Source organism: Pseudomonas mandelii, assembly GCF_002251635.1.
In the GTDB taxonomy this organism is placed as follows: Bacteria; Pseudomonadota; Gammaproteobacteria; order Pseudomonadales; family Pseudomonadaceae; genus Aquipseudomonas; species Aquipseudomonas mandelii_B.
The window spans coordinates 13,967-32,221 of record NZ_NMOJ01000108.1 but is presented as its reverse complement, the minus strand read 5'-3'; the positions used below and the strand labels follow the sequence as shown (position 1 = coordinate 32,221).

At 60.6% G+C, this 18,255-nt stretch carries 16 protein-coding genes; 3 read left to right on the top strand and 13 right to left on the bottom strand.

Annotated features, from left to right (window positions below; translation table 11 throughout):
• Window positions 1-61: 61 nt before the first annotated feature.
• The 3 genes from ubiB to ubiE all read right to left on the bottom strand — a co-directional run bounded on the left by ubiB (window position 62) and on the right by ubiE (window position 3,056).
• On the bottom strand, window positions 62-1,666 hold the full coding sequence (ubiB, locus tag B7L09_RS15360; protein ID WP_094469538.1) for a ubiquinone biosynthesis regulatory protein kinase UbiB: 1,605 nt from the start codon (window positions 1,664-1,666) through the stop codon (window positions 62-64).
• Window positions 1,663-2,286, bottom strand: a complete 624-nt coding sequence (locus B7L09_RS15355) for a ubiquinone biosynthesis accessory factor UbiJ (protein ID WP_090176626.1) — start codon at window positions 2,284-2,286, stop codon at window positions 1,663-1,665. Before B7L09_RS15355 ends, ubiB begins: the two co-directional genes overlap by 4 nt.
• Window positions 2,286-3,056 (bottom strand): bifunctional demethylmenaquinone methyltransferase/2-methoxy-6-polyprenyl-1,4-benzoquinol methylase UbiE, encoded by a 771-nt coding sequence (gene ubiE, locus B7L09_RS15350; RefSeq protein WP_094469537.1) that lies wholly within the window; start codon window positions 3,054-3,056, stop codon window positions 2,286-2,288. The genes B7L09_RS15355 and ubiE overlap by 1 nt, the downstream gene beginning before the upstream one ends.
• Before the next feature lie 155 nt (window positions 3,057-3,211).
• On the opposite strand from ubiE, the gene B7L09_RS15345 reads away from it, so the two are divergent.
• From B7L09_RS15345 to B7L09_RS15335, 3 genes are all read left to right on the top strand, one after another.
• Window positions 3,212-3,487, top strand: coding sequence for a polyhydroxyalkanoic acid system family protein (locus B7L09_RS15345; RefSeq protein WP_094469536.1), 276 nt, complete (start codon window positions 3,212-3,214; stop codon window positions 3,485-3,487).
• Between the two features lie 249 nt (window positions 3,488-3,736).
• Window positions 3,737-4,159: a phasin family protein gene (locus B7L09_RS15340; RefSeq protein ID WP_094469535.1), complete on the top strand. Its 423-nt coding sequence runs from the start codon at window positions 3,737-3,739 to the stop codon at window positions 4,157-4,159.
• A gap of 10 nt (window positions 4,160-4,169) precedes the next feature.
• Window positions 4,170-5,054, top strand: coding sequence for a phasin family protein (locus B7L09_RS15335; RefSeq protein ID WP_094469534.1), 885 nt, complete (start codon window positions 4,170-4,172; stop codon window positions 5,052-5,054).
• Between the two features lie 191 nt (window positions 5,055-5,245).
• Here the strand turns inward: B7L09_RS15335 and B7L09_RS15330 are convergent, their stop codons facing one another.
• The 10 genes from B7L09_RS15330 to B7L09_RS15285 all read right to left on the bottom strand — a co-directional run bounded on the left by B7L09_RS15330 (window position 5,246) and on the right by B7L09_RS15285 (window position 18,172).
• Window positions 5,246-5,866: a TetR/AcrR family transcriptional regulator gene (locus B7L09_RS15330; protein WP_094469533.1), complete on the bottom strand. Its 621-nt coding sequence runs from the start codon at window positions 5,864-5,866 to the stop codon at window positions 5,246-5,248.
• 59 nt (window positions 5,867-5,925) lie between these two features.
• Complete coding sequence (gene phaC / locus B7L09_RS15325) at window positions 5,926-7,608, bottom strand: class II poly(R)-hydroxyalkanoic acid synthase (RefSeq protein WP_094469532.1); 1,683 nt, start codon at window positions 7,606-7,608, stop codon at window positions 5,926-5,928.
• A gap of 115 nt (window positions 7,609-7,723) precedes the next feature.
• Window positions 7,724-8,578: a poly(3-hydroxyalkanoate) depolymerase gene (gene phaZ, locus B7L09_RS15320; protein ID WP_094469531.1), complete on the bottom strand. Its 855-nt coding sequence runs from the start codon at window positions 8,576-8,578 to the stop codon at window positions 7,724-7,726.
• Between the two features lie 147 nt (window positions 8,579-8,725).
• Window positions 8,726-10,405 carry a class II poly(R)-hydroxyalkanoic acid synthase gene (gene phaC / locus B7L09_RS15315; protein ID WP_094469530.1) on the bottom strand — a complete coding sequence of 560 codons (1,680 nt, stop codon included), beginning with the start codon at window positions 10,403-10,405 and terminating at the stop codon, window positions 8,726-8,728.
• Window positions 10,406-10,663: 258 nt separating this feature from the next.
• Complete coding sequence (locus B7L09_RS15310) at window positions 10,664-11,035, bottom strand: gamma-butyrobetaine hydroxylase family protein (protein WP_094469529.1); 372 nt, start codon at window positions 11,033-11,035, stop codon at window positions 10,664-10,666.
• A 79-nt stretch (window positions 11,036-11,114) separates the two neighbouring features.
• Window positions 11,115-12,452, bottom strand: a complete 1,338-nt coding sequence (gene hslU / locus B7L09_RS15305) for an ATP-dependent protease ATPase subunit HslU (protein ID WP_094469528.1) — start codon at window positions 12,450-12,452, stop codon at window positions 11,115-11,117.
• A 55-nt stretch (window positions 12,453-12,507) separates the two neighbouring features.
• A complete protein-coding gene (hslV, locus tag B7L09_RS15300; protein WP_094469527.1) occupies window positions 12,508-13,038 on the bottom strand; it encodes an ATP-dependent protease subunit HslV in 531 nt (176 codons plus the stop codon).
• A 230-nt stretch (window positions 13,039-13,268) separates the two neighbouring features.
• Window positions 13,269-13,976 carry an SPOR domain-containing protein gene (locus B7L09_RS15295; RefSeq protein WP_094469526.1) on the bottom strand — a complete coding sequence of 236 codons (708 nt, stop codon included), beginning with the start codon at window positions 13,974-13,976 and terminating at the stop codon, window positions 13,269-13,271.
• Window position 13,977: 1 nt separating this feature from the next.
• Window positions 13,978-15,714 (bottom strand): arginine--tRNA ligase, encoded by a 1,737-nt coding sequence (gene argS, locus B7L09_RS15290; RefSeq protein ID WP_094469525.1) that lies wholly within the window; start codon window positions 15,712-15,714, stop codon window positions 13,978-13,980.
• Between the two features lie 238 nt (window positions 15,715-15,952).
• Window positions 15,953-18,172, bottom strand: a complete 2,220-nt coding sequence (locus B7L09_RS15285) for a primosomal protein N' (RefSeq protein WP_094469524.1) — start codon at window positions 18,170-18,172, stop codon at window positions 15,953-15,955.
• Between the last annotated feature and the right edge of the window lie 83 nt (window positions 18,173-18,255).

Here is an 18,255-nt window from a genome sequence, read left to right as displayed (position 1 = left end):
TCCACACTTCATGAGCAGAACCCAAGCGTTCAAACAGTGTGCCAGCGTGCGGGGGCGCTGGCTATCGGCGAACGACCAGATACAAACCGACGGCCACCATGATTCCGGCCGGCCAATGACCCATTTCGCTCAACGGCCCGCCGGCCAGCAGAATGGCGCCGCCCGCCAGGTGAGCGCAGCCGAGCAGGCGCAGGAACCAGTCGTCCTTGCGCTTGTGCCACGGTGGTGGCGGATCGTTGGCGTGGGGCTGGGACATGCGTTCCAGCAGGTCGCGGGCCATGTTGGCCAGGTGCGGCAGTTGCTCCACTTGGCTTTGCAGGTTGCCCAGCAGGGTTTTCGGGCTGACGCGCTCGCGCATCCAGCGTTCGAGGAACGGCTGCGCGGTATTCCACAGATCGAGGTCCGGGTACAACTGACGGCCCAGGCCTTCGATGTTGAGCAGGGTTTTTTGCAGCAAGACCAGCTGCGGCTGCACTTCCATATTGAAGCGGCGCGCGGTCTGGAACAGGCGCATCAGCACCTGTCCGAATGAAATATCTTTTAACGGTTTTTCAAAGATTGGCTCGCACACCGTGCGGATCGCTGCTTCGAATTCGTTGAGCTTGGTTTCCGCCGGCACCCAGCCCGAATCAATGTGCAATTGCGCCACGCGGCGATAGTCACGCTTGAAGAAGGCGAACAGGTTACGCGCCAGGTAATCCTGGTCTTCCGGGGTCAGGCTGCCGACGATGCCGCAATCGATCGCAATGTACTGCGGGCTCCACGGGTTCACGGTGCTGACGAAGATGTTGCCCGGGTGCATGTCGGCGTGGAAGAAACTGTCGCGGAACACCTGGGTGAAGAAAATCTCTACACCGCGTTCGGCGAGCATCTTCATGTCGGTGCGCTGGTCGGCCAGGGTGGCGAGGTCGGTGACCTGCACGCCGTAGATGCGCTCCATCACCAGCACTTTAGGGCGGCACCAGTCCCAATACACCTGCGGCACGTACAGCAGCGATGAGCCTTCGAAGTTGCGCTTGAGCTGGCTGGCGTTGGCGGCTTCGCGTAGCAGGTCGAGTTCGTCGTAGATGGTTTTTTCGTAGTCGGCGACCACGTCCACCGGGTGCAACAGGCGCGCATCGGCAGAGAAGCGTTCGGCGGCCCGGGCCAAGATGAACAGCCACGCCAGGTCCTGACCGATGATCGGCTTGAGGCCTGGGCGAATCACCTTCACCACCACTTCTTCGCCGGTCTTCAGTTGCGCGGCGTGCACCTGCGCCACCGAGGCTGAGGCCAGCGGTTCAACGTCGAAACGGCTGAACACTTCACTGATCTTTTTGCCGAGCTGCTCTTCGATCAGGTTGACCGACACCTGCGAGTCGAACGGCGGCACGCGGTCCTGAAGTTTCATCAGTTCATCTGCGATGTCTTCCGGCAGCAGGTCGCGGCGGGTGGACAGGATCTGCCCGAACTTGATAAAGATCGGCCCCAGGTCCTGCAACGCCAGGCGCAGGCGCGCGCCACGGCTCAGCTCCAGCGGTTTGCGCGGGAACCAGCGCCACGGCAGTACGTAGCGCACCGCCAGCAGAAACCATGGCAATGGCAGGGCGAACAGCAGGTCATCGAGGCGGTAGCGGATTACGACGCGCTGGATACGAAACAAACGGCGGACGGCGAGCAGCTTCATGCGTTATCGCTTGGATCAAGGGACCGGCTCAGGCGCTCGAANCGCGCCTCGAGACGTTCCAGATCGAGTTTGATCTGGTCCAGTTCACTGAATCGGGCTTCGGCTTCGCGCTGACCGACGAGGGTGCGCGATTCTTCGGCCAGGTATTCGCCAAGATTCTGGTTCAGGCTGGCGAACCCTTGCTGATACCAGCGTGCGCGACTGCGCAGGTGACCGCCGACCAGTTGTGTGGCGACCGGGCCGAGCCAGCGCGAGAGTTCGTACTCCCAGTCCAGCTCAAGGTCCTGAAGGATCGCCGCCAGTTCCAGCAGCACGCCGCTGTCGCCGTCGAGCTCGACTTCCGGGCCGTGCAGCACCGAAGTCTTGTCCTTGCTCATCGCCAGTTTCAACAGGCTTGAGGCCGGTGCGCGCAACGTGCAGTCAGCGCCGGTTTCCCAATGGGAGGCGAGCATCAGGCCTTCGTCGCTGGGCAGGATGAACAGTTGCAGCGCCGGGCTGCGGCAGTCGACGGCAATCACCCTGCCGCTCAAATGCGCCAGCCGCGGCAGCGCCGTGCTGTCGAGACGCAGCACCCGGTTCAGACCGAGTTCAACGCTGGCGAGCAGGCCGGCCAGCAACATCAGGGTTTGATGCCGCGGTGCAGGGCGACGATACCCGAGGTCATGTTGTGGTAGGTCACGCGGTCGAAACCGGCTTCTACCATCATGGACTTCAGGGTTTCCTGGTCGGGGTGCATGCGGATCGATTCAGCCAGGTAGCGGTAGCTTTCGGCGTCATTGGTGATCAGCTTGCCCATCAGCGGCATGAAGGCGAACGAGTAAGTGTCGTAGACCTTGGACATCAGCGCGTTGGTCGGCTTGGAGAACTCCAGCACGAGCAGGCGGCCGCCCGGCTTGAGTACGCGCAGCATCGAGCGGATCGCGTCCTCTTTATGGGTCACGTTGCGCAGGCCGAAGGCGATGGTCACGCAGTCGAAATGGTTGTCCGGGAACGGCAGTTTTTCTGCGTCGGCCTGGACGAACTCGACGTTGCCGGCCACACCCAGATCCAGCAGGCGGTCACGACCGACCTTGAGCATGGATTCGTTGATGTCGGCCAACACGACCTGGCCGGTCGGGCCAACGAGGTGCGAGAACTTCNTNGCCAGGTCACCCGTACCGCCGGCGATATCCAGCACGCGGTTGCCGGTGCGTACGCCCGACAGTTCGATAGTGAAGCGTTTCCACAGGCGGTGCATGCCGCCCGACAGCACGTCGTTCATCAGGTCGTACTTGGCGGCTACGGAGTGGAACACCTCAGCGACTTTTTCCGCTTTCTGGCTTTCCGGGACGTTCTTGAAGCCGAAGTGAGTGGTGGGTTCGGCATCGCTGCCTTTGCGCTGATCAGTCATATCGCTGTCACCAAAAGAGAATGCGGGACATGATAATCCCCAAGGCCTGCTTTGTCTTGGCAAGGCTGAAGGTAAGATAGGCAACCACCGGGACGTTTTGCCGCAGCAGCGGTCAAGATGCTTCAGGAAAGCATTCATAAAGCAGGAGTCATTCGATGGCCCGTATTAGTGTTGAACGTGCCCACGGCCTGGGCAAGGAAGCGGCCCGTGAGAAGGCCGACCAGTTGGCGCAGAAACTGTCCGATCAATATGGCCTGGAGCCGCAGTGGTCCGGCGACACCCTGAACCTCAGACGCTCCGGCGTTAAAGGCGCGGTGCTTGTCAGCGAAGACTCGATCCGTGTCGATGTGGAGTTGGGTCTGATGATGTCGGCCATGAGCGGCATGATCAAATCGGAAATCGAGAAAGCGCTCGATAAAGCGTTGGTCTGACCCGATTCTTTCTGTGAGACGCAATCCCTGTGGGAGCGGGCTTGCCCGCGAAGGCGGTGTACCCGTCACAGAAGATGTGGTGGATGTACCGACCTCTTCGCGGGCAAGCCCGCTCCCACAGGTTCGGTGGTGTACCTACTTCTTTATGTCAGTTGTTAGGGTGCCGTTTCTAATTTTTCTCCCTACTTTGTGCCTGAGCCCGACACTTTCGCGGGCAGTTCCTCGACCCTAATCTGCGTGAGGTGCACCATGGCCAAAGTTATTTTGAAGAAAAAAATCGACGTTCAGTCTACCGCCCTGAGTGACGTTAAAAGCTATGCCCGCAAGATCTGGCTGGCGGGCCTTGGTGCCTACACCAAGGTTGGCCAAGAGGGCAGCGAGTACTTTCAAGAGTTGATCAAGGCGGGTCAAACTGTTGAAACCAAAGGCAAAAAAGTAGTTGCCGAGAAACTTGAAGCGGCTAACTCAGAGATCGACGAAGCCAAGAGTGAAGTGAGCACTTTCAAAGCCAAGGTCGAAGTTCAACTCGACAAGGTCGAGAAGGCTTTTGACACGCGTGTTGCAAGTGCCTTGAATCGGATCGGCATTGCGTCTAAACATGACGTTGAGACACTCTCTGCTAAGCTCGAAGAGCTGACGGCATTGCTAGAACGTGTCGCGCGTAAACACTAAGGAGATCGGGATGGCTGTTAAAAAGACGACTCAGAAAGAAGGCAGCTCGTGGATCGGGGAAGTTGAAAAATATTCCCGTAAAATCTGGCTTGCTGGTTTAGGCGTGTACTCGAAGGTTAGCAGTGACGGCGGCAAATACTTCGAGACTTTGGTTAAAGACGGCGAGAAAGCCGAGAAGCTCACCAAGAGCGCTGTCGGCAAGAAAGTCGATGACGTCAAGGATTCCGCTTCGTCGGCCAAGTCGCGTATCAGCGGCGTGAAAGATCGTGCGCTGGGCAAGTGGGATGAGCTGGAAGGGGCTTTTGACAAGCGCCTGAACAGCGCCATTTCGCGCCTGGGTGTACCAAGCCGCAATGAAGTGAAAGCGCTGCACAGCAAGGTCGATACCTTGACCAAGCAAATCGAAAAACTGACCGGCGCCAAGGTTGCGCCTGTTGCGGCGAAAACCGCAGCGGCCAAACCTGCGGCAGCTAAACCAGCAGCCAAAAGCGCAGCCAAGCCACTGGCCAAGGCCGCCGCTAAACCGGTCGCTAAAGCCGCGTCGAAAGTTGCGTCTGCAGCCAAGTCTGCTACCAAAACTGCGGCCGCCAAACCTGCAGCAGCCAAGGCAGCGGTCAAATCGGTTGCTGCCAAAGCCGCCGCCAAACCAGCGGCAAAACCGGCTGCTAAAACTGCAGCAGCCAAACCGGCAGCCAAGCCAGCGGCAAAACCTGCCGCAGCGAAGAAACCAGCAGTGAAAAAGCCGGCCGCGCCTAAGGCTGCCGCGCCAAAACCAGCAGTGGCTGCCGCCAAACCGGCAACCCCGGTCAGCACGTCGAACTCCGCTGCTGCACCGACCCCTGCTGTAACCCCGACTGTCGCGCCAGCTCCATCGACGCCAACCAGTCAGTCCTGATTTTCAGGGCTCAAGAAAACGCCCGGCCTGCAAAGGTCGGGCGTTTTTGTTTGTGCACGGTTTCCAAGGTGCCACTAGACCTGTGGGAGCGGGCTTGCCCGCGATGAGGCCATCACATTCACCATTGATATCGACTGGGAAATAGCTATTGCGGGCAAGCCCGCTCCCACAGGATTTAGCGGTGTGCAGAGTTAGTCGTGTTCTTCCAGGTATTGCAGCGCCAGGTGCTCGGTCGCCACTTTGATCGGCGGCAGCAAATGCGGCGCCACCAGCATCATGATCTGATACACCACCAACCTGACTTCACCCTCGCGATCAAGAATCCGCTGATAGTCCAGCGAGAACAGCAGCGTCATGGTGATCTGCTCCACCAACTGCCCCAGCGCTTGAGTGTCACTGACCAACTGCCCTTGCGCCTTCAAACGCGCCAACAATGAAGCCAGTGTGCGCTTCAGCGCCGTCAGCAAATTACGAATGCCCTTGGCCAGCTTCGGCAGGCGTCCTGCAAGGTTCGACAGGTCCTGAAACAGAAACCGGTAATGGGCCATGCGCTCGACGATCAAGTGCAGGAACAGCCAGTAATCCTCCGGTGCCAGTTCCACATCGGCCGGAGGATCAAGCAGTGGCGCAAGCTCGGCCTGGAAACGCTCGAACAAGCCGAGAATCAACGGTTCCTTGCCGTGGAAGTGGTAGTAGAGGTTGCCCGGGCTGATGCCCATTTCGTTGGCAACTTCCATGGTGGAAACGTTCGGTTCACCCTTCTGATTGAACAATTGCAGGGCACATTCGAGGATCCGGTCGCGGGTTTTCATCCAGTCTTCTTAATGGTCGAGTCATGCCACGGCAGGCGTGTGCCGTGGTTCGTTGTCAGTCAGCGCACACGCACGTAAGTACCGGGTGCCGCCTCCATCGGTGGATAGTTCTGGTTGCCGAGGGCCATGTGGGTTTCTTTTTGCGCGCCCGAACGTTCCTGAATCCAGCTCAGCCATTGGGTCCACCAACTGCCGTCGACTTGCTTGGCGTCGTAATACCACGCCCGTGGATCGCTGCTCAGTTTCGCGCTCTCGACGAAGTTGGCTTTCGGGTTGCTAGGCGGGTTGAGGATGCTCTGCACATGACCGCTGTTGGACAGTACGAAGCGTCGCTCGCCGCCCAGCAATTGTGTGGAGCGATACACCGCGTCCCACGGTGTGATGTGGTCGTTAATCCCGGCCACGCTGAAGCTGTCCACCGTGACCTTCTGCAAATCGATAGGCGTGCCGCACACTTCCAGGCCGCCGGGATGGCTCAACGGGTTGTGCTTGAAGAAGTCCAGCAAATCGCCATGCAGCGCGGCGGGAAGCCGCGTGTTGTCGTTGTTCCAGTAGAGGATGTCGAACGCTGGAGGCTCCTTGCCCAACAGGTAGTTATTGACGAAGTAACTCCAGATCAAATCGTTGGGACGCATCCAGGCAAAGACCTTGGCCATGTCGCGCCCGTCCAGCACACCCTTCTGATAGGAGCGACGCTTGGCCGCTTCCAGAGTCTGTTCGTCAGCGAAAAGAGTCGCTGGAGAGTCCATCTGACTGTCGAGCAGGCTCACCAGATACGTCGCGCTGGACACTCGCCGCAGTTGTCGCTTGGCCTGCAAGTGGCCTTGCANCGCGGCGATGGTCAGGCCGCCGGCGCAAGCCCCCATCAGGTTGACTTCGCGAGCGCCGGTGATTGCCCGGCAAACGTTCATCGCTTCTTCCACCGCTTCGACGTAGGTCGACAGACCCCATTCACGGTGACGCACATCCGGGTTGCGCCAGCTGACCATAAAGGTCTGCAGGCCGTTTTTCAGGGCGTACTGCACAAAGCTGTTGGCCGGGCTGAGGTCGAAAATGTAGTACTTGTTGATTTGCGGCGGCACGATCAGCAGGGGCTTGGCGTACTGTTTTTCGCTCATCGGCTTGTATTGGATCAGCTCCAATAGCTCGTTGCGAAACACCACGGAGCCCGTGGTGGTGGCGACTGTTTTACCGACCTCGAACGCTTGCTTGGTGACTTGTCTGGGCAGGCCGTCGTTGTGCAGGAAATCGTCGACCAGATGGCTGATGCCACGCACCAGACTGTTGCCGCCGGAGTTGAAGATCTCTTTGATCGCCAACGGATTGAGCAGGGTGTTGGACGGCGCCACGGCGTCATTGAGCAAAGCAAAGGCGAAGTGCGCGCGGGCACGATCGTCTGGGGGCATTCCGCTCTCGTCGATCCAGCTTTTGACCTGTTTCTGCCAGCTCAGGTAGGCCTGCAAGCTGCGGCGATAAAACGGGTTGAGGCTCCACGCCGGGTCGGAAAAGCGACTGTCTTGCGGATTGGTCGGATGCAGCGTTTCACCCAGCAGTACCCGGCCCAGCTGACCGCCCAGTTTCAAGGCGTGGCGGGCACTGTGCACCGGGTTGCGCAAGCCGTGAGCTGCAACGCTGCGCAGGGTCGAAAACAGATCCCGGCCACGCAGGCCAGTGATCGCACTCTGCGCGTTGATGAACGCGGCGGGAGTGGGCAAAAAGTCCCTCGCTGGTTTGTCGCGCATGTGTCAACACTCCTTCGTCTTTCAGGCCAAATACAAACACACTGAACCAGAACACCATAGACGCTGTTACGGGTTGTTGCGCGGTGCGGCGTCCTGCCGACCGATAATGGGCCGGTTAACCGCCCAATGGCGCCGGATGCGGATGCATCACGGCGCGCTGACGTTCCTCCTCGAGGAATTTCATGATGATCGGTGCCACCGCTTCGGCGCGGGTAATCAGGAACAANTGGCCGTCATCGATGATGTGCAACTGTGCGTTGGGAATNCGCCAGGCCAGCATGCGCATGTTGATCAGCGGGATCAGCGGGTCGTCGTCCCCCGCCAGCACCAGGGTGGGTTGGCGGATTTTGTGCAGCCAGTGAATGCTGGTCCAGCCCAGCCCCGCGAACAGCTGCCAGTAGTAACCCAGCTTGCCNGCCGAACGGACCTTTGCCGCATGGCTGGCAGCCAGGGTCGGATCGCGACGGAACGAGCCGCCGTAGATCATCGGCGCAATGCGGATCACGTGAGACGGCTGGATGTAGCGCCGTGGGCTGGCCATCATCCACAGTACCTTCGGCTTGCCCGGCACCATGAATGCGCCGGCCGCCGTGGCCGCCAGCACGAGTTTCTTGCAGCGCTCGGGATAGTCGTAGGCGAACTGCTGGGCGAGGGCACCTCCCCAGGAAACGCCGATGACGTTGACTTGCCCGTAGTCGAGATAGTCGAGCATCCGCGCCGTGAGTTTCGCCAGGCCCGGAAAACGGTACGGCCGATTCGGCGTCGACGAACCGCCCACGCCCGGCACATCGAAGGCGATCACTTCCAGGTCCGGGTCCAGCGCCTGGACGAACGGAAACACCAGCTCAAGGTTGGCGCCGATGCCGTTGAAGATCAGCAGCGGCGTCAAGTGAGGCTTGCCCGGGCGCACCGCCGTGCGGATGGTCTGGCCATCCAGGTCGACGGTACGGAATATGAACGGTTGCGGCATGCTTCAGGCCCTGTGGGTGAATTATCCCGGTCCCCTGTAGGAGCGAAGCTTGCTCGCGAAGGCGTCAAGTCAGTCGACATCCGTGTTGAATGAAAGACTGCTTTCGCGAGCAAGCTTCGCTCCTACAGAGGGCGCGAGGTGTGTCGGTTACCGCTCGTGTACGTAAGTGCCTGGCGCCGCCTCGCCTGCCGGGTAAGCTTTGTTGCCCAGGCTCGCCGGGGATTTCTTCAGCTTGCCCGAACGCTCGGCCTGCCAGGCCTGCCAGTGCAGCCACCAGGAGTCAGTGTGCTTGGTGGAGTTCTCTTGCCATTCTTCGGCTTTGACCGGCATTTCGGTGCTGGTCATGTAGCGCGATTTCGGGTTGCCCGGCGGGTTCAGAATGCTCTGGATATGCCCGCTGCTGGACAGCACAAACTCGACCTTGCCACCAAACAGCTGCGCCGACTTGTAGCAGGACTTCCATGGCGTGATGTGGTCGTTGGTGCCGGCCAGGGAGTAGATGTCGGCGGTGACCTGCTTGAGGTCGATCGGCGTGCCGCACACTTCCAGGGCGTTGGCGCGCACCAGCGGGTTGTTCTTGAACAGCTCGATCAAGTCGCCATGGAAGGCAGCCGGCAACCGCGTGGTGTCGTTGTTCCAGAACAGGATGTCGAACACCGGCGGCTCGTTGCCCAGCAGGTAGTTGTTGACCCAGTAGTTCCAGATCAAGTCGTTGGGGCGCATCCAGGCAAACACTTTGGCCATGTCGCGGCCTTCCAGCACACCGGCCTGGTAGGAGTGGCGCTTGGCCGCCTCCAGGGTCTGTTCGTCGACGAACAGCGCCACCTGGGTGTCGAGGGTCGTGTCCAGCACGCTCACCAGCAGGGTGAGGGCGTTGACCTTCTTTTCTCCCAGCGCGGCGTAGTGGCCCAGCAGCGCAGTGCAGGTGATGCCGCCGGAGCAGGCGCCGAGCATGTTGATGTCTTTGCTGCCGGTAATCGCCGTGACCACATCGACCGCTTCCTTGAGCGCCTCGATATAGGTCGACAGGCCCCACTCGCGCTGGGCCTTGGTCGGGTTGCGCCAACTGACGATAAACGTCTGCAGGCCATTACGCAGGCAGAAGCGCGCCAGGCTCTTGTCCGGGCTCAGGTCAAATACATAGAACTTGTTGATCTGCGGCGGCACCACCAGCAATGGGCGCTCGTGCACCTGCTCGGTGGTCGGGCGGTACTGGATCAATTCCAGCACGTCATTGCGGAACACCACCGCGCCTTCGGTCACGCCCAGGGTCTTGCCCACTTCAAAGGCACCCATGTTGACCTGGCTCGGCATGCCGCCGTTGTGCACCATGTCCTTGGCCAGATGGGACAGGCCATCGAGCAGGCTTTTACCGCCGGTTTCAAAGAAGCGTTTGACCGCCGCCGGGTTGGCCGCACTGTTGGTGGGGGCCATGGCTTCGGTCATCAGGTTGATCACGAAGTGGCCGCGGCTGATGTCCTGTTCCGACAGGTTGCTGTCGCCGATCCAGTCGTGCAGTTCCTTGCGCCACGCCAGGTAGGTTTGCAGGTAACGTTTATAGAGCGGGTTCTGGCTCCAGGCCGGGTCGTGGAAGCGGCGGTCGTCGCTGGTCGGTTGAAGCTCGGATTTGCCGAACAACACGTTCTTCAATTCAAGGCCGAAATGGGCGACATGCCTGGCACTGTGGATCGGTTGTTTGATGGCCTGCCTGAGCACCATTCGAGCAGACGCCAGTAGATCCTTTCCACGCAGCCCAACGACAGGATTCAGCCCCAAGGTGTTTTCCGAGGCTTGATACTTCAAGTCATCGTTATTCTTGTTACTCATCTACGACGCTCCATTGTCCTGAGACGAGTACCGGGGTCCAGCCGTGTCATCACACAGCCAATGCCAGGTACTTCTGCTCGGGTGACCGTTAATTCTGCATCGCTGCTTTTTACGGCAGAGAGCACTGCAGGGAACTTGCCAGCTCCATTGGTTACCCGAGTTTAATTTTTTTCGCAAGCGGGCCAATCGTTGGCCACGCGACAGGGCATTCAAGCAGATGAAATTAGAAAATGCCCTCTAAAGAGCAAGAAGCCTGGGCTAGAGCATCAGCTTGACGATGGATTCGTTGGGATCGCGGGTTTTTCCGGCGGCTTTCAGTTCGGCAAGATAATCGTTCCAAAGGTCCTCCTGACGCACGCCCAGCTGGTACAGATATTCCCAGGTGAACAGTCCGCTGTCATGCCCGTCGTCGAAGGTCAATTTCAGTGCGTACTGACCGGCCGGTTCTATCTTGATCAACCGGACGTTGAGTTTGCCGAATTGCAGGATAGGTTTGCCGTGGCCCTGGACCTCGGCGGAAGGAGAGTGCACGCGAAGGAACTCGGCGGGCAGGTGATGTTCCTCGCCGGACGCGTATTTCAGCGACAGGGTTTTCGAGGCTTTGTGCAGTTTGATGTCGGTGGGGATCATGACCGGATGTCTGGGCTGCAAGCTACAAGCTTCAAGTTGAACGCGATCAACTTGCCGCTTGTAGCTTACAGCTTGAGCTCTACAGAATGTAGCGCGACAGATCTTCGTTCTGCGCCAATTCGCCCAGGTGGCTGTTGACGTACTCAGCGTCGATCAGGATCACCTTGTCGTCGTGGGCGCTGGCCATGTCGCCGGCGCTGAAGGACACTTCCTCAAGCAGACGTTCGAGCAAAGTGTGCAGGCGACGGGCACCGATGTTCTCGGTCTTCTCGTTGACCTGCCAGGCGATCTCCGCCAGGCGCTTGATGCCGTCTGGCAGGAACTCGATGGCCAGGCCTTCGGTTTTCAGCAGCTCACGGTATTGCTCGGTGAGCGAAGCGTGTGGCTCGCTGAGGATACGTTCGAAGTCGCCCGGGGTCAGCGCCTTGAGTTCCACGCGAATCGGCAGGCGGCCTTGCAGCTCCGGCACCAGGTCGCTTGGCTTGCTCAGGTGGAATGCACCCGAGGCGATGAACAGGATGTGGTCGGTCTTGACCATGCCCAGCTTGGTGTTCACGGTGCAGCCTTCGATCAGCGGCAACAGGTCGCGTTGTACGCCTTCGCGCGAGACATCGACGCCACCGGAGTTGCCGCGCTTGGCCACCTTGTCGATCTCGTCGATAAACACGATGCCGTGCTGCTCGACCGCTTCCAGCGCCTTGGCCTTCAACTCTTCATCGTTGACCAGGCGACCGGCTTCTTCGTCACGCACCAGTTTCAGCGCTTCCTTCACCTTGAGCTTGCGGCTTTTCTTCTTGCCCTTGCCCATGTTGGCGAACAGGTTCTGCAACTGGCTGGTCATTTCTTCCATGCCAGGCGGTGCGGAGATATCGACGCCGGACACTTCGGCGACTTCGATCTCGATTTCCTTGTCGTCCAGTTGGCCTTCACGCAGGCGCTTGCGGAACAGCTGGCGGGTATTGGAATCCGAGGCCGGTGCGTCGTCATTGTTGAAGCCCATGCGTGCCGGTGGCAGCAGGGCGTCGAGGATGCGTTCNTCGGCGGCGTCTTCGGCGCGATGGCTGACCTTGGTCATTTCCTGTTCGCGCAGCAGTTTCAGCGCGGCGTCGGCCAGGTCACGAATGATCGACTCNACNTCGCGGCCCACATAGCCCACTTCGGTGAACTTGGTGGCTTCGACCTTGATGAACGGGGCGTTGGCCAGTTTGGCCAGGCGCCGGGCGATTTCGGTTTTACCGACGCCGGTCGGCCCGATCATCAGAATGTTCTTCGGCGTTACTTCAACGCGCAGTTCTTCGGGCAGTTGCATCCGGCGCCAGCGGTTACGCAGCGCAATGGCAACGGCGCGCTTGGCATCGTCCTGGCCGATGATATGGCGATTAAGTTCATGGACGATTTCGCGGGGAGTCATGGACATAGTAATTGGCGGTCCTCAAGCAAAAGTGAGCCGTGGCGCTAGGGCCGGAACAGGCTTACTCGGCGAGGTCCTGCTCCTCAATGGTGAAGGTGTGGTTGGTGAATACGCAGATGTCGCCGGCGATACCGAGTGCGGTTTCGACGATTTCCCGGGCCGACAGATCGGTTTTCTTCAGCAAGGCGCTGGCTGCCGCTTGGGCGTAGCCACCGCCGGAACCCATGGCGATCAGGCCATGTTCAGGCTCAACCACATCGCCGTTACCGGTGATGATCAGGGAAGCGTCTTTGTTCGCGACNGCGAGCATGGCTTCGAGGCGGCTGAGGGTACGGTCGGTGCGCCATTCTTTGGCGAGTTCGACAGCGGCGCGAACGAGGTGACCCTGATGTTTCTCAAGCTGGCCTTCAAAACGCTCGAAGAGGGTGAAGGCGTCAGCGGTGGCCCCGGCAAAACCGGCAATTACCTGGCCGTGGTACAGGCGACGCACTTTNTTGGCGTTGCCTTTCATCACGGTGTTGCCAAGGGAAACCTGGCCGTCGCCGCCCATGACGACTTTGCCGTGGCGACGTACTGAAACGATGGTGGTCAAGGGGGAGTCTCCACGCAGCGGGGCGAAAATGCCTTATGCCAACTCATATGGGGGTGGTGATGCGTTTTTCAACTGTAGGACGGGAGAGGGGACGAGCGGTGTTTAGCAGGGAAGGGGGGGTGTTTGATCTGACGCCATCGCCAGCAAGCCGGCTCCTACAGGATTTACGCGATCCCTTGTAGGAGCCGGCTTGCTGGCGATCAACCGTGGGGCCTACTGTGTTCTCAGAATCAGCGGCTCTGGCGTTGTTGTAACAACAGGTTACTAAAGCCGGCTCCCGCCAATTGTTTCTGCGCCACGGTCAGCTGTTCGCGGTTGCTGAACGGCCCGACCAGTACGCGATACCAGGTCGCGTCCTTCACTGTGCCGGATTCAACCGCCACCGCCTGACCCAGCAGGATGATCTGCGCCCGAACCTTGTCCGCATCAGCCTCCTTGCGGAACGAGCCGGCCTGGAGGAAGAACTTCGTCACCGGGGCCGCTTTGGACACCGGTGGCGCTGGCGGCGGCGTGATTCCGGCCAGTGCCGCCTGGGCTCGCGCAGTATCAATCTTCGCGGCTTGCTCTGGCGTGACCGGCGTGGTCGGAACGGCCGGCACTTGCGGCGTCGGCAGGGTTTTCTCCGGCACGGCGTCGGGCGGCACGATCACTTCCGATTCAGGCAGCAGCGTATAGAAGTCGTATTTCGGCTTCACCGGTGCTGTAGGGCTCGGCGGGGTCTTGTTGGCCTCGGCGATCTTGGTGGCTTTCTGCTGTTCGATCTTCTCGCGCTTGACGCTCTCGCTGCCCTTGCCCGGTTCCAGTTTCATCAGGAACACAATGAACGCGCCGACCGTCAGGCCGATGGCCATCCACAGCCAGCCCGGGATCGGTTGCTTTGCAGGTGCCTGATAGCGGCTGGCGCCGCGCTTGGGTGCAGGTTTTTTCTTGGCAGCCAACTTACATACGCTCCAGAGTTTCCAGGCCTAACAGTTCCAGGCCTTGCTTGAGGGTCCGTCCAGCCAATGCGGCGAGGCGCAGGCGACTTTGCTTTTGGGCTTCGTCGTCGGCAGTGAGAATCGGGCAGTTCTCGTAGAAGCTGGAGAACAGGCCGGCGACTTCGTACAAATAGGTGCAGAGGATATGCGGCGTGCCTTTCTCGCCGACGCTGTTCAGCACTTCGCCGAATTGCGCCAGTTTGGCAGCCAGTTCCTGTTCATGCGGCGCTTCAAGATTGATCTGGCCTTCAACTTCGCTGAAGTCCTTGCCCAACTTGCGGAACACACCGGCCACGCGGGTGTAGGCGTACAGCAGGTACGGCGCGGTATTACCTTCGAAGTTCAGCATCAGCTCGAAGTTGAAGCTGTAGTCGCTGGTGCGGTGCTTGGACAGGTCGGCGTATTTCACCGCGCCAATGCCCACNACNCTGGCGATGTTGCGCAATTCGTCTTCGGCAAGTTCCGGGTTCTTTTCCTTCACCAGGTTGTAGGCACGCTCCTGGGCTTCGTTCAGCAGGTCGATCAGCTTCACGGTGCCGCCGTCACGGGTCTTGAACGGGCGGCCGTCGGCGCCGTTCATGGTGCCGAAACCCATATGCTCCATGTCCATCGGGTGCGTCACGAAGCCGGCCTTGCGGGCGACCGCGAACACTTGCTGGAAGTGCAGCGCTTGACGCTGATCGACGAAATACAGCGCGCGGTCAGCCTTGAGTNCGCCGCTGCGGTAGCGCACGGCCGCCAGGTCAGTGGTGGCGTAGAGGTAGCCGCCATCGGCCTTGACGATGATCACCGGCAGCGGCTCGCCGTCGGCAGTCTTGAATTCTTCGAGGAACACGCACTGCGCGCCGTTGCTCTCAACCAGCAGGCCCTTGGCCTTGAGGTCGTTGACCACGTTGATCAGGTCGTCGTTGTAGGCGCTTTCGCCCATCACGTCGGCCATGGTCAGTTTCACGTTGAGCAGTTCGTAGATTTCCTGGCAGTGCGACAGCGAGATCTCACGGAAGCGGCCCCACAGTTCCAGGCATTCCTTGTCACCGGCTTGCAGCTTGACCACCAGGCCACGGGCGCGGTCGGCGAACTCTTCGGATTCGTCGAAGCGCTTCTTCGCGGCGCGGTAGAAGTTTTCCAGGTCCGACAGCTCGTTGCTGGTAATCGGGTTTTCCTGCAGGTACGCCATCAGCATGCCGAACTGCGTGCCCCAGTCGCCCACGTGGTTCTGGCGGATCACGTCGTCGCCCAGGAACTCCAGCACCCGCGCCACGCCGTCGCCAATGATGGTCGAGCGCAAGTGGCCGACGTGCATCTCTTTGGCCAGGTTCGGTGCCGACAGGTCGATGGCCACGCGCTGCAACGGGCCGGCCTTGCGCACGCCAATGCTGGCGTCGGCGAGGGCGGCGTCCAGGCGAGTGGCCAGGGCATCAGTGTTCTGGAAGAAATTCAGGAAGCCCGGGCCGGCGATTTCGGTCTTGCTGACGNTCTCGTCAACCGGCAGCGCGGCGATGATTTTTTCCGCCAGGTCGCGCGGCTTCATGCCCGCAGGCTTGGACAGCATCATCGCGATGTTGCTGGCGAAGTCGCCGTGGGTCTTGTCGCGGGTGTTTTCCACCTGGATCGCCGGCGTCAGGCCTTCAGGCAACACACCTTCGTTGACGAGTTGGGTGAGGGCTTGTTGGATCAGCTGGCGAATGGTGTCTTTCATGGTGTTCTCTTTCGACCGCAAGCGCGGCGGCGCTTCGATGCGCTAGTGGAAAAACTGGGCATTATCCGTTGCGAAGACGGGCTTGCCAACTATAGCGGGCAGGTTATGGATATGTGGTGACAAATAGTCAGCCTTCGCGGGCAAGCCCGCTCCCACAGGGTCAGTGACAGGATGCGGTACGTGTAAGCAACGCAGATCCCTGTGGGAGCCGGGCTTGCCCGCGATAACGAGCTTGAATTCAATACAAGTCGACCGGGTCGACATCCAGCGACCAACGCACCGCCCGCCCACTCGGCATCTGCTCCAGCGCCAGTAACCAACTGCTCAGCAGCCGATGCAACGGCGCCCGAGCCGAGGCCTGCAACAACAACTGCGCACGATACCGCCCCGCGCGTCGTTCCATCGGAGCCGGCACTGGGCCGAGCAGTTCAATCCCGGTCAGATTCTGCTCAGCCAGCAAGCGCTCGGCCTCACTGCACGCCTCATCGAGAAAACCCTCGGCCTGCCCCGGTTTGTGCGCTTCGGCCCGCAGCAACGCCAAGTGCGCAAACGGCGGCAATCCCGCAGAACGACGCTCACTCAAGGCCTGTTCGGCAAAGGCGAAATAGCCTTGTTCGGTCAATTGCACCAGCAGCGGATGATCGGCCAGGTGCGTCTGGATAATCACCTTGCCCGGCTCTTCGGCTCGCCCGGCCCGGCCTGCGACCTGCACGATCAGCTGCGCCATGCGCTCGCTGGCGCGGAAGTCCCCGGAGAACAAGCCCCCGTCGGCATCCAGGATCGACACCAGCGTGACGCGTGGAAAGTGATGCCCTTTGGCAAGCATCTGCGTGCCGACCAGAATGCACGGCTGGCCTTTCTGGATGGTGGTAAACAGCTGGTTCATCGCGTCTTTGCGCGAGGTGCTGTCGCGGTCGACCCGCAGCACCGGGTAATCCGGGAACAGGATGCCCAAGCGCTCTTCTGCGCGCTCGGTGCCGGCACCCACCGGGCGCAGNTCGACTTTGCCGCACTTCGGGCAATGCCGAGGCACACGCTCTACATGGCCGCAGTGGTGGCAGCGCAACTCGCCGTAGCGTTGGTGCACGGTCATGCGCGCATCGCAGCGTTCGCACTCTGACATCCAGCCGCAGTCGTGGCACAGCAGCGTCGGCGCAAAACCCCGGCGGTTGAGAAACACCAGCACTTGCTGGCCGGCGGCAAGGGTCTGGCCGATGGCCTGTTGCATCGGCCCGGAAATCCCACTGTCCAGCGGGCGACTTTTTACATCCAGGCGCAGGAAGCGTGGTTGCTTGGCGCCGCCTGCCCGCTCATTCAAGCGCAGGAGCCCATAGCGGCCGGTGTAGGCGTTGTGCAGGCTTTCCAGCGAGGGCGTGGCGGAGCCCAGCACAATCGGGATGTTTTCCTGGCGTGCGCGCACCAGCGCCAGGTCACGGGCGTGGTAGCGCAGGCCTTCTTGCTGTTTATAGGAGCCGTCGTGCTCCTCGTCGATGATGATCAGCCCGGGGTTNTTCATGGGCGTGAACAGGGCCGAGCGGGTGCCGATAATAATGTCGGCCTCGCCGTCCCGCGCGGCGAGCCAGGCTTCGAGGCGTTCGCGGTCGTTGACCGCCGAGTGCACCAGGGCGATGCGCGCGTTAAAGCGTTGTTCGAAGCGCGCCAGGGTTTGCGGGCCCAGGTTGATCTCGGGGATCAACACCAGCGCCTGTTTACCGGCCTGCAGGGTTTCGCGGATCAGTTGCAAATACACTTCGGTCTTGCCGCTGCCGGTGACGCCGGCCAACAGGAACGCGTGATAACTGTCGAATCCGGCGCGAATCGCTTCATACGCGGCACGCTGCTCTGGGTTGAGCGGCAACTCCGGTTGCGCCAGCCAGTGTTCGTGGCGCGGGTCCGGCGCGTGCTTGCGGATTTCCACCTGCACCATGCCCTTGGCCAACAGCAGGTCGAGGCTGTCCTTGCTCAGCATCAGCTTGCTTAATAGCTGATGGGCCACGCCGTGGGGGTGTTGGGCCAGCGTGGCCAGGGCTTCGCGCTGACGCGGCGCTCGGGCGATACGCGGGTCATCCAGGCTGGCGCCGGGCGCCATCGACCAAAAGCGTTCCTGGCGCGCTTCGGCCAGTTCGCCCTGGCGCAACAGCACCGGCAGCGCCCAGCTCAGCGTGTCGCCCAGGCTGTGCTGGTAATACTGNGAGGTCCACAGACACAGCTTGAACAGTGCTGGCGGTAGCGGCGGGGTGGCGTCGAGCAGGGCCAGCGCCGGTTTGAGCTTTTCCGCCGGGACTTCGCTGGTGTCGGTGACCTCCACCAGAATCCCGATCATCTCCCGCCGGCCGAACGGCACCCGCAGGCGCATGCCCGGTTGCAACTGGGCGCGCAGGACCCCGGCCGGGGCACGGTAATCGAACAGGCGGCGCAGCGGCGAAGGCAAGGCGAGGCGCAAAATGGCATCGGGCACGCGGGGGATTCTCTTTGGGCGGGCAGTAAGAAAGGCTGAGCGCAACCCCTGTGGGAGCGGGCTTGCCCGCGAAGAGGCCTATA

Excerpts from the sequence above, each read along its gene's own strand:
- ubiB (WP_094469538.1), bottom strand. The coding sequence starts at position 1,666 with ATGAAGCTGCTCGCCGTCCGCCGTTTGTTTCGTATCCAGCGCGTCGTA.
- B7L09_RS15345 (WP_094469536.1), top strand. The coding sequence starts at position 3,212 with ATGGCCCGTATTAGTGTTGAACGTGCCCACGGCCTGGGCAAGGAAGCG.
- B7L09_RS15340 (WP_094469535.1), top strand. The coding sequence starts at position 3,737 with ATGGCCAAAGTTATTTTGAAGAAAAAAATCGACGTTCAGTCTACCGCC.
- B7L09_RS15335 (WP_094469534.1), top strand. The coding sequence starts at position 4,170 with ATGGCTGTTAAAAAGACGACTCAGAAAGAAGGCAGCTCGTGGATCGGG.
- B7L09_RS15330 (WP_094469533.1), bottom strand. The coding sequence starts at position 5,866 with ATGAAAACCCGCGACCGGATCCTCGAATGTGCCCTGCAATTGTTCAAT.
- phaC (WP_094469530.1), bottom strand. The coding sequence starts at position 10,405 with ATGAGTAACAAGAATAACGATGACTTGAAGTATCAAGCCTCGGAAAAC.
- B7L09_RS15310 (WP_094469529.1), bottom strand. The coding sequence starts at position 11,035 with ATGATCCCCACCGACATCAAACTGCACAAAGCCTCGAAAACCCTGTCG.